Raw genomic sequence first — 1,200 nt, 5'->3', positions numbered from 1 at the left:
AATCTGTTTGATGGAGTATCTATACTTGTAGAAAAGAACGATGGCGGGAAAGAGGAGAATACTGAAGTATCCAAAGATGAGGTAAAGAAGATCATAGCACGGGAGATAAGAAAATTTGCACAGCAGTTGATGGATGATTAGAATTTTTGATACAGAGGAGGGGAATTATGGACAGGACAAAAAAATTGATTGCGGAAGCATTTGAGGATATAGCTGACGGTATAGAAAAGGGAAGCTTTAAAAAGAGGCCTAGAATAGGACTTACAGTTTATGGCTCGGAACATGGAGCAGAGGAGATGATAAAAGCTGCACAGTTGGCGGGGAGTAAATACGGTGATTTTGATATAGTGCTCATAGGGCCGAAAGTTGACTGTGGGTTTGAATCTGTAGAAGTAAGCAGTGCAGAAGAAGGTCATAAGAAAATGGTAAGTCTTCTTGAGGAAAAGAAGATAGATGGGTGTGTGACACAGCATTTTGATTTTCCTATAGGGGTATCGACTGTAGGTAGGATGGCTGCACCGGGAAGCGGCAGAAATATGATAATTTCAACCACTACGGGTACTATGGCCACGAATAGGGTGGAGAGTATGGTCAAAAACTCCATAGCCGGTATTGCAGTTGCAAAGTCCATTGGTATAGATAATCCAACCGTGGGGGTTTTGAACGTAGATGGAGCCAGGGGTACACAGAGGGCGCTTGTAGAACTGCAGAACAGGGGATATGGTATTGATTTTGCTCAATCTCTCAGGAAAAATGGAGAAGTACTGATGAGGGGAAATGACCTCCTTTCAGGTACCCCGGATGTCATGGTTTGTGATTCACTGACCGGAAATCTGCTCATAAAGATTTTTGCAGCCTATACTACCGGAGGAAATTATGAGACTCTGGGATATGGATATGGTCCGGGAATAGGGGAAAATTATGATAAACTGATAAATATAGTATCCAGGGCTTCGGGAGCACCTCTTATCTGTGAAGCACTTAAATACTGTGCTGTGTGTGCTGAAGGAAAAGTACTGAGGACGGCGAAGAATGAATTTCAAAAGGCAGAGGATGCAGGGCTGGAGGAGATATTGGAAAAGGATAGGCCGTCGAAAGCTGAAGAGGTGGAGGTAAAGGTGCCTCCCAGGGAAGTTGTGACCTATGCAATACCGGGGATAGATATACTGGAACTGGACAATGCCTGCAGGGTATTATGGG

General features: G+C 43.9%; 2 protein-coding genes. Both read left to right on the top strand.

Going from position 1 to position 1,200, the window contains the following annotated elements:
- Positions 1-3 precede the first annotated feature (3 nt).
- Complete coding sequence (locus J5G60_RS18970) at positions 4-141, top strand: DUF5940 domain-containing protein (RefSeq protein ID WP_268905693.1); 138 nt, start codon at positions 4-6, stop codon at positions 139-141.
- A 26-nt stretch (positions 142-167) separates the two neighbouring features.
- Positions 168-1,200: glycine/sarcosine/betaine reductase complex component C subunit alpha (gene grdD / locus J5G60_RS18395; RefSeq protein ID WP_207876639.1), on the top strand; the 1,033-nt coding region annotated here is incomplete at its 3' end.

This window comes from Clostridium sp. HV4-5-A1G, from assembly GCF_900184915.1.
GTDB classification, from domain to species: domain Bacteria; phylum Bacillota; class Clostridia; order Clostridiales; family Clostridiaceae; genus Clostridium_B; species Clostridium_B aromativorans.
This window is presented reverse-complemented; position numbering and strand designations above follow the sequence as displayed.